Origin of the sequence: uncultured Endozoicomonas sp., assembly GCF_947495845.1 — a bacterium.
GTDB lineage: Bacteria > Pseudomonadota > Gammaproteobacteria > Pseudomonadales > Endozoicomonadaceae > Endozoicomonas.
On sequence record NZ_CANMAO010000016.1, the window covers coordinates 95,204 to 104,041 of the forward strand.

Consider the following 8,838-nt stretch of genomic DNA (forward strand, 5'->3'; position numbering starts at 1 on the left):
CTTGCATAGTAACTGTCCACTCACCCAGTAATATTCGATTTCATCTGCACAACTACTTATCAGAAATCGTTCTTTGCAGGAGAATGTAGGTAATAGAACCGCTCCAATCTCTTACAAAACCAACAGAAATCTCTGTTTTAAGCCACCATTTATCGGTTGGAGATGGCAATGTAATAACTTTGTAAGGCAGAATGTCTGAATAAAAACAAATGGCAGCTAAAAGGAATTTTAAGGAGTAACGCCAGTGGTCGTTCTGCCCAGTGAGAAAAAAATAAATTGGCAGCGCCCTCCCTGGGTTTTATTAGGGATTGTACTGCTGAATGTCGTCATATTCTTTGCCTACCAGTCCAGCGATAATGAGAAGTATTATGAGGCCTTGTCACTCTATGATGAGATGAGGTTCATTGATACAGAAGCTGAAGACTATCTGACTTATCTGCAGGAAAAGGGTTTTTCGAAAGATGAGCCTCTGAACTACGCCGAGTATGTAAATCTTTTTGAGGAAGACCCCGAGCTCCTCACCAATGTTCTGCTGATGGATCGAGGCTTTTATCACTGGTTGGCGGATAACCGAAAAAACTGGTCCGAGGCGGACTTCAAAATCTGGTCTGACTCACGTCTTGCCGTCGAAAATCAGCTGACGTCTATTTCATCCTATGCATTTGGTTTAACACCGAAAGAGTTGAGTATCACCACGCTACTCAGCCATCAGTTTATGCATGGTGGTTTCATGCACATACTGGGCAATATGATCTTTCTTGTGATTTGTGGTTTTGCCGTCGAAGCGGCTCTTGGCAGCATTCGTTTCCTGATTTTTTATTTGCTTTGCGGTATTGGCGGCGGATTACTGTTTGCCGGCCTTGAGCTCTATTCCGGTAGCGGTAGCACGCCATTGGTCGGAGCCTCTGGCTCAATTTCCGGCGTGATGGCGATGTATCTGGCACTGTTCCGATTAAAGAAAATTGAGTTTTTCTATTGGGCCTTTGTGTTTGTCGGATACTTTCGAGCTCCGGCACTTCTGATATTGCCGTTTTACATCGGCAAAGAAGTGTTCAGTTTTCTTTCAGAAACCCAAAGCTCTGTCGCCTATATGGCACACACGGGTGGTTTTGTTACCGGTGGCATACTGGTAGCCCTTGCGCTGGCGTTAAAAAGCGAAAGCATTGATCATGATTATCTCGAGCAGGATCAGAATATCGATCCTTATCGGGAAAAACTCGACAAAGTCTATCGGCTGATTGATGACTTCCAATTCGGCCCTGCCCAAAAGGCAGTGACTGCGTTACTTTCAGAGTCTGGCCAACGGACAGAACTGTTATTAATTCAGATTAATCTACTTAAAGTCGACGGTGGCCCTGCCTATCAGATAGCCGTCAATCGTCTGTTAAACAGTTCTGGCTACGATACAGAACTCGTGCAGGCACAGCTGAGAATCTGGCAGCAGCTGGATGACGAAACAAAAGCCAGATTAAGTGCCGAACAACAAATACAGCTTGGATTAAGATTGCTGGAAGCTCTGGCTTTAACGCCCGTTGAGGCCATCATCAAACCATTATTGAAACAAGAACAAAAAGAACCAATGCTGGCCAAATTACTGACCAAGTTGTCTAACCGTTATCGCCAGCAGGATGAAATTGCCAAAGCCAAACAGTATCAACAACTGGCCGAGCAATTATCACAGGGGGTGAGCTGATGGAGTACTGTAAATATCATCCGCTGCAGGGGGCGAGTTATGTTTGTCATCAGTGCAATGTCCACACCTGTCAGGATTGTAACCGTACAGAGCATCAAAGTAGTGAGGCACGTTGCTTTGTCTGCAATGAAACATTGAGCGTACAAGGCGGAGCATTTACTGCTACGCCTTTTTGGAAACGGCTTAACAAGGCATTCAAATACCCATTTTCAGGCAATGGCTTTGCCGCCATTATTTTGGCAACACTGCTTAGCTGTCTTGGCTTTATCATGCCCTGGTTTGTACTGCTGGCGTCTGCATTTATTACCAAGTACAGCTTTACCTGTCTTCAACAAACGGCCATGGGGCAAACCCAGGCTCCGGATATTAAAGAAGCGTACGGCGGTGGCTTACTACTACTGATACAGATAACCGCTATTCTTCTCATTGGCATCGCATCGGTCACAGCTGTTGCTGTTTTTGTTGGCCCGATAGCAGGCATTGTCGCCACTTGTTTTTTTGTACTATCCATCCCTGCCAGCTTTATTCTGCTGGCGATGGAGGATAGTTTTTTTAAAGCCATCAATCCGCTAAAACAACTGCAATTGATGACAACCATTGGCTGGCCTTACCTGTTTCTGTGTTTGATCCTGATGATCATGCTGGGTTCTGTAGAAGCACTGAGCTTTATGATTGATGACAATATGGAATCCATGAGCATATTTTTGCAATCCGCCGTTTCCAACTATTATTCTGTGGTGATGTACCATCTGATGGGTTATGCCCTGTTCCAATATCAGGACAAGCTGGGGTTCGTTGCCGAGCAGGATGACGTCACAAAACCTGATCGAACTGATCAGCAGCTTCTTCAGGCCAATGTGAGTGTTTTAGTAAAAGAGGGTGACTATGAAAAAGCCATTAAGCTTTACCGCCACTGGCTGAAGAAAAACCCTCGGGACATGGTGATTTCTGACGCACTGTTCAAACTGATAACCTCCCTGAAATCAAAACAACATTTGACGTCTTTTGCAGATCGGCACCTGCAGTTGCTGATGGATAACCAGCAGGACTTTAAGCTCGGTGTGTCATTACCACAGATAAAACTGGTTTGGCCAGACTATAAGCCTCAACAGGCGAAAGTGCGCTATCAACTGGCCAAATACCTTTTTGATAAGGGTGACTTCCCCAACACGGCCAAAATGCTAAAAGACTTTCATAAGGCATTTCCAAATGACCCACTGGTGTTGCCCGCCTATAAAATGATGGTCGAAACTCTGGCGTGTATTCCTGGTTTGGATAAACAAACTGCTCAGTTTCAAGCTGTCGTACAAAAGCTTGAACAAGAACAACCACCATCAGAGGCCAGAGTCGTGAAACAGAAGATGGATTTTTCAAACGAGCCCTCCAAACCTCCACATGGCAAGTCGGTGACACCAAGGGCAGAAAATAAAGAGAGTACACCACTGGAATACGGACAGATTGAGTTCACACCTTAAAACAATATCAGCAGGGGTTGTTATACCAATTCTGTTTTTAAATTATGGGCTGCGCAGCTATTTTGACCGACTGGATCTGCGTTGAAGTTCCTCGCCATAGCTACGGCTATGACTCGTCTCTTCGCCTTGCCCAGTCGCCCAAAATAATTTGCTCGCTCCAAAATTTAAAAACGCCATTGGTATTAGTTGCTCCTGCTTATTGTTCTGAGATCTGGTATATCTTTCGAATGAATTGGTCGGTGGATTTGCTATCCGGCGAGTTGAGCTGAAATTTATTATGAAAATATAAGGTAAGCTCTGACTGATTATCAAAAAGCCGAACCGTATAACCGTCATCCATAGATTCAGCCCATATTCCCTTTAAGAAGTAGCCTTTCTCTGATTTTTCACCTTCCTGTAAAATGGTCGCAAACGCTGATAGACATTTTTTGGTATCCAGATGTTTATCCACATGCAACTCCTAAACCAGAGAAAATAAAATAAGGTGCAAAATAATAACGACAGTCGTCACCCGGTAGCGTAGCTGCAAATAGTATTCTGGAATAGCGTCATAGCAGACAAGAGGGATAAAACGCTCGGTAGCCGCGATAATGCTGAAGCAGCATGCCATGATCAGCAACAAAGGCCCAACAGCCAGGAAAACCAGAGCAAAAAAAGCCGTCAAAGCAACAAAGTTACTGATAACAAGATTAATATTTCTATGCTGGCCAGCCTGACTTCTTAAGGCCTGCCCCCACAGCGTGCCAGCCATAAAACTACTGATAACCACTGAGTAGAAAGTAAAGATCTGACTCCCGCTGTACTCGCCAAGGCTTAAGCCTGAGAGCACCAACAGGATCGATAAGATGAATGGCAATACGCCCAACCATGCTAGGTATCTCATTGATTCTCCATACATTTAAAAGCAGAGGCATTAAAGCATTTAATCTGACACTGCGCTTATAGAGCCCCGATAGCGTTCATTAACAGTCTTACACTTTTCCTGCATGAATTTATTTTTAACCCATTCACACTGTCTGTACGTATAGAAGAAAGCAACTGGTTTGGTTCTTATCACACACTGACCACACTCTGATCACACAATACGGGACGGGAACAACCTTTGACCACTAGCCTGTTCGTTTTCTCTAATGACCTCAGATTAAGTGACAACCGGGCTCTACTTGAAGCCGCTCAGCAAAGCACTCGTCTGATCTGTCTATTTTGTGTTGATCCAGCTTGGTTTCGCCCTGCACGATACTACTCAAAATCCATCGGCGCTCATCGCTGGCAGTTTCTACATCAAAGCCTGAAAACACTGGAATCCGAGCTTAACGCTCGCCATCAAACACTATTAATTCGATTTCAATCACAGCCTCAGGCTATCGAACAGCTGATTAATGCTCATGCTATTAACGTCGTCTACCGCAGTCACAATTCAGGCTTTCGTGAGCGACAAGCATGGGAGAAGTTAAAGCAGCGGTTCTCTCATGTGGCATTCCGGGAAGTCACTACATTTACACTATTTGATCAGAGCCAACTGCCCTTCACTCTGGATCATTTACCAGACACTTTCACTCAGTTTCGTAAACAGGTAGAAAATTTCCCTATTTCTGAGCCATTAGTAGCACCGGACATATTACCTCGCCCCATGACTGGCCTGAACCACACCTCCGACAGGCTCCCTCCTATAGCCAGCACTGAAAGCCCTTTCACCGGTGGTGAAATAGAAGGATTGAGTCATATAAATCATTACTTCTCAACACAGGCACCCGCTAATTACAAAGAAACCCGCAACGAACTGTCTGGCTGGGAGTGCTCAACCCACTTCTCTCCCTGGCTTGCTCAGGGTTGCATCTCTGCACGTCAGATAAATGCAGACCTTAAGCGGTATGAAACAGAGGTGACTACCAATGAATCCACTGCATGGATTCTCTTTGAATTGTTATGGCGTGAATATTTTCAATGGTGCGCCCTTAAGCATGGCACTAAATTGTTTGCTCCCTGTGGCATCCATAATAAGAAAAAGCGTTGTTGCTTTTATGCCGAACGCTTCCAGAAATGGTGTGCAGGCAATACCCCGTGGCCCATCGTCAATGCCTGCATGAAAGAGCTGAAAGCTACCGGTTATCTTTCCAACCGTGGACGACAGTTGGCCGCCAGTTGCTTCATCAATGAATTGGGTCTGGACTGGCGATATGGTGCTGCCTGGTTTGAAGAGCAACTTATTGACTACGATGTCGCCAGCAATTGGGGAAACTGGCAATACATCGCGGGCGTTGGTGCCGATCCACGGGGAGGGCGACACTTCGATCTTGCAAAGCAGACTCAATTGTACGACACCAATAGCCGCTACATAAACCAATGGCAAGGCTATCCAACCTCACCACTGGACAGTGTTGACGCTGCTGACTGGCCTATCCTGCCTCCGGACGTTAAATCCCCATGAAAAGAAGGGGCACAGCACGTAAAGAGCCGGTGATAAATCTAAGGCAAAAGGTGTGTATCGCCTGCGACCGGCCTTTTTCGTGGCGAAAAAAGTGGAAACGCTGTTGGGCAGAAGTGAAGTTTTGCTCGAAGCGTTGCCAATCGGTAGGAAGACGACAATTCAGACAAGATAACAACAATGGCAAATAAAAAATCCTACAACACACTTCGTCTGATTCTGGGTGATCAGCTGAATGCCAGTCACAGCTGGTTTAAGCAAAAGAATTCTGACTGCCTCTACGTGGTTGCCGAACTGCTGCAAGAAACCCATTATGCGACCCACCACGTACAAAAGGTATGTGGATTTTTTCTAGCGATGGAGTATTTCGCCACGGCGCTGGAGCAATCCGGGCATCAGGTATTACATCTGACGCTAGACGAAACCAGTACTTTTAAAGACCTGACAGCATTAATCAAACATCTATGCAAAGAATACGCTATTGAGAATTTTGAATACCAACGCCCAGATGAATACCGACTACTCGAACAGTTACGAACACTGAAACCCGGAAAACATATCCAGATAGAAGAACAGGATACTGAGCACTTTCTAGTGCCATTTAATGAGCTGGCAGTACGCTTTCCAAAAGGAAAACCCGGGCGCATGGAAACGTTCTATCGAAAAATGCGACGGGATCACAATATCCTGATCAATAATGGCGAACCTGAGGGAGGGCTGTGGAATTATGATCAGGAGAACCGGTGCAAATTAAAGCCAGAAGACGTTGCCAGTATACCAACACCTTTAACATTCGCTCATTCTACAATGGCGATACTGAAGCGCCTGAAGCGACATAAGGTAAGAACCATTGGTTCCATTGGTAGAGAACTGATCTGGCCCGTCAATCGACAGGAATCTCTCAAATTACTGAATCACTTTTGCAAACACTGCCTGCCATATTTTGGAAAGTTTCAGGATGCCATGACCGACAGCAGTGAACATCAATGGAGCCTCTATCACTCAAGATTGTCTTTTTCATTGAATACCAAAATGCTCCATCCCAAACAGGTGATCGATAAGGCGATTGCTACCTGGCAGAAAAACCAAAAACAAATCACCATTGCCCAACTGGAAGGTTTTATTCGACAGGTTCTGGGCTGGCGTGAATACATTCGCGGCGTTTACTGGAGCAATATGCCTGAGTACGAATCCATGAATGCCCTGAAGGCCAAACGACCACTGCCAGATTGGTTCTGGACTGGAAACACCTCCATGAATTGCATGAAGCAAGCAATTACCCAATCACTGGAATATGCTTACGCTCACCATATTCAGCGACTCATGATTACCGGTAACTTCTGTTTACTGGCAGGTATAGATCCTGATCAGGTAGACCAATGGTATTTGGGAATTTATATGGATGCCATTCAGTGGGTAGAGCTGCCGAACACCCGCGGGATGAGTCAATACGCCGATGGAGGTATGATTGCTTCCAAGCCCTATGCGGCCAGCGGCAACTATGTAAAAAAAATGAGCGACTATTGCCGTCGCTGTGCATACAGCGTCAATGAAAAAGACACGGATAACGCCTGCCCCCTTAACAGCCTTTACTGGTTATTTATGGAGAAAAATCGACAATCACTTCAACAAAACCCGAGAACGGCATTGGTCTACAAGGGCTGGGATAAACGATCAGATAGCGATAGGTCCGCCATCATGAAGCGTGGCAAATGGTGCCTTCAGCATTTGGACAAGCTTTGAGTGAATGCTTTTAACAGTCAATTCACCTTGATCTCGTCAGTCAATCTGTGAACAAATTTTGGTTCGGGCAGCAATACATTTAAGCCTTAAGAATTTACTCATAATGCACTAACACTTGGTGTTCAGACCCTCAGCGATATCAATAGAATCTGCTATTTTTGCTCTGACGAAACTCATGAAATGCCGCAAATAACGTATACTGCCGAACAATAGAACTATTGGGCTCGAACTATGAGACTGGCAATCTGCTTTACCTTAATATCCCTATTGTCCGGGTGTACCGGGCTGCCAGAACAGGTGACACCCGTTAAGCCATTTAATATTGCCAGATATGAAGGCAAATGGTTTGAAATTGCCCGGCTGGATCATTCGTTTGAGCGCGGCTTGAGCCATGTGACCGCGGAGTATTCTCTTAAACCGGATGGCTCTGTGGATGTTATTAACTCCGGTATCCCAGCCAAAACAAGTGAAAGACGTCAGGCCAATGGCGTTGCCAAATTTGTGCGGGACACTAATGAAGGCTTTTTAAAAGTGTCGTTTTTCGGCCCCTTTTATGGATCTTATGTGATCTTTGAGCTGGATCAGGAAAAATATGAGTATGCGTTTATAACAGGCTATAACAAAGATTATTTATGGCTACTGGCTCGCACGCCAACAGTGAGCTCTGAGTTAAAAAATCAGTTTGTACAAACGGCTCTCAAGCTCGGCTTTAATATAGATGGCCTGATCTGGGTTGATCAATCTGTAAACTGAAGTCGAACTTTTTTAACAGTTCACGAAAAATGCAGTTATCAACAAAAAATCCGCTCAGCGATTACTTTTGCTGGCAGGCTAGCCAGATACAGAGAAACCATTAACTTATAATCATCAAGTGACAAGGAGCTGTCCTGAAATAAGATCCACATTTACTGAGGCATTGAAGCATCGTAGAGACCATTGCCCGCTATCCGTTATCCGTAGTCCGCAAAAGCGCGATTGGCTCAAGCTTTTTCGGAATACGGACAACGGGATACGGACAACGAAAATTGAAATGTGGAAGTTATTTCAGGACAAATCCTATGCATCACCCATCAGGTTCGATAAAGCACTTTGATCACATGCCAGCCGAATTTGGTTTTTACCAGATGCGGCTTCAGCAACTCACCGGTAAAGCAGACTTTATCGAATGCTGGGACCATCTGCCCCTTTCCGAATTCCCCCAGACTGCCACCCTTCTTACCGGACGGGCAGGTGGAGTGCTTCTTGGCCAACACATCAAACTTTGCACCTTTCTTCAGCTTACTGATGATGTCTTCTGCCTGTTCTTTGTGTTTAACCAGGATATGAAGAGCGGCTGCAGTCTGTGCCATGGTATACCTTTCAAAATACTATAAACGACAAAACCCTTACGACATTAATCGTAAGGGTTTCTGAATTCAATCTTATTGGCGGACCGGACGGGACTCGAACCCGCGACCTCCGGCGTGACAGGCCGGCATTCTAACCAACTGAACTACCGGTCC

9 protein-coding genes and 1 tRNA gene are annotated in these 8,838 nt (G+C 45.3%); 6 read left to right on the plus strand and 4 right to left on the minus strand.

Annotation, left to right across the window (positions count from 1 at the left end):
* Positions 1-244: 244 nt before the first annotated feature.
* On the plus strand, positions 245-1,693 hold the full coding sequence (locus Q1B11_RS12235) for a rhomboid family intramembrane serine protease (RefSeq protein WP_299732925.1): 1,449 nt from the start codon (positions 245-247) through the stop codon (positions 1,691-1,693).
* A complete protein-coding gene (locus Q1B11_RS12240) occupies positions 1,693-3,168 on the plus strand; it encodes a hypothetical protein (RefSeq protein ID WP_299732928.1) in 1,476 nt (491 codons plus the stop codon). Before Q1B11_RS12235 ends, Q1B11_RS12240 begins: the two co-directional genes overlap by 1 nt.
* Before the next feature lie 196 nt (positions 3,169-3,364).
* Here Q1B11_RS12240 and Q1B11_RS12245 read toward each other — a convergent pair whose 3' ends face one another.
* Together Q1B11_RS12245 and Q1B11_RS12250 are read right to left on the minus strand one after the other, a co-directional pair.
* The gene (locus tag Q1B11_RS12245; protein WP_299732931.1) at positions 3,365-3,619 is read right to left on the minus strand and encodes a DUF3081 family protein; all 255 of its coding nucleotides are present in this window, start codon (positions 3,617-3,619) and stop codon (positions 3,365-3,367) included.
* 9 nt (positions 3,620-3,628) lie between these two features.
* Positions 3,629-4,051, minus strand: coding sequence for a DUF3429 domain-containing protein (locus tag Q1B11_RS12250; RefSeq protein ID WP_299732934.1), 423 nt, complete (start codon positions 4,049-4,051; stop codon positions 3,629-3,631).
* 219 nt (positions 4,052-4,270) lie between these two features.
* Between Q1B11_RS12250 and Q1B11_RS12255 the strand changes: the two genes are divergently transcribed.
* The 4 genes from Q1B11_RS12255 (at position 4,271) to Q1B11_RS12270 (ending at position 8,089) form a co-directional block, all read left to right on the plus strand.
* Positions 4,271-5,596: a DASH family cryptochrome gene (locus Q1B11_RS12255; protein WP_299732937.1), complete on the plus strand. Its 1,326-nt coding sequence runs from the start codon at positions 4,271-4,273 to the stop codon at positions 5,594-5,596.
* Entirely contained in the window at positions 5,593-5,784 is a 192-nt protein-coding gene (locus Q1B11_RS12260; RefSeq protein ID WP_299732940.1) for a DUF2256 domain-containing protein, read from the plus strand. Before Q1B11_RS12255 ends, Q1B11_RS12260 begins: the two co-directional genes overlap by 4 nt.
* Entirely contained in the window at positions 5,774-7,336 is a 1,563-nt protein-coding gene (locus Q1B11_RS12265; RefSeq protein WP_299732943.1) for a cryptochrome/photolyase family protein, read from the plus strand. Before Q1B11_RS12260 ends, Q1B11_RS12265 begins: the two co-directional genes overlap by 11 nt.
* 231 nt (positions 7,337-7,567) lie before the next feature.
* Positions 7,568-8,089: a lipocalin family protein gene (locus Q1B11_RS12270; protein ID WP_299732946.1), complete on the plus strand. Its 522-nt coding sequence runs from the start codon at positions 7,568-7,570 to the stop codon at positions 8,087-8,089.
* A 317-nt stretch (positions 8,090-8,406) separates the two neighbouring features.
* Here the strand turns inward: Q1B11_RS12270 and ppiC are convergent, their stop codons facing one another.
* Positions 8,407-8,685, minus strand: coding sequence for a peptidylprolyl isomerase PpiC (ppiC, locus tag Q1B11_RS12275; RefSeq protein WP_299732949.1), 279 nt, complete (start codon positions 8,683-8,685; stop codon positions 8,407-8,409).
* Positions 8,686-8,761: 76 nt separating this feature from the next.
* Positions 8,762-8,838 (minus strand) — tRNA-Asp (locus Q1B11_RS12280).

Excerpts from the sequence above, each read along its gene's own strand:
- Q1B11_RS12240 (WP_299732928.1), top strand. The coding sequence starts at position 1,693 with ATGGAGTACTGTAAATATCATCCGCTGCAGGGGGCGAGTTATGTTTGT.
- Q1B11_RS12250 (WP_299732934.1), bottom strand. The coding sequence starts at position 4,051 with ATGAGATACCTAGCATGGTTGGGCGTATTGCCATTCATCTTATCGATC.
- Q1B11_RS12260 (WP_299732940.1), top strand. The coding sequence starts at position 5,593 with ATGAAAAGAAGGGGCACAGCACGTAAAGAGCCGGTGATAAATCTAAGG.
- Q1B11_RS12265 (WP_299732943.1), top strand. The coding sequence starts at position 5,774 with ATGGCAAATAAAAAATCCTACAACACACTTCGTCTGATTCTGGGTGAT.
- Q1B11_RS12270 (WP_299732946.1), top strand. The coding sequence starts at position 7,568 with ATGAGACTGGCAATCTGCTTTACCTTAATATCCCTATTGTCCGGGTGT.
- ppiC (WP_299732949.1), bottom strand. The coding sequence starts at position 8,685 with ATGGCACAGACTGCAGCCGCTCTTCATATCCTGGTTAAACACAAAGAA.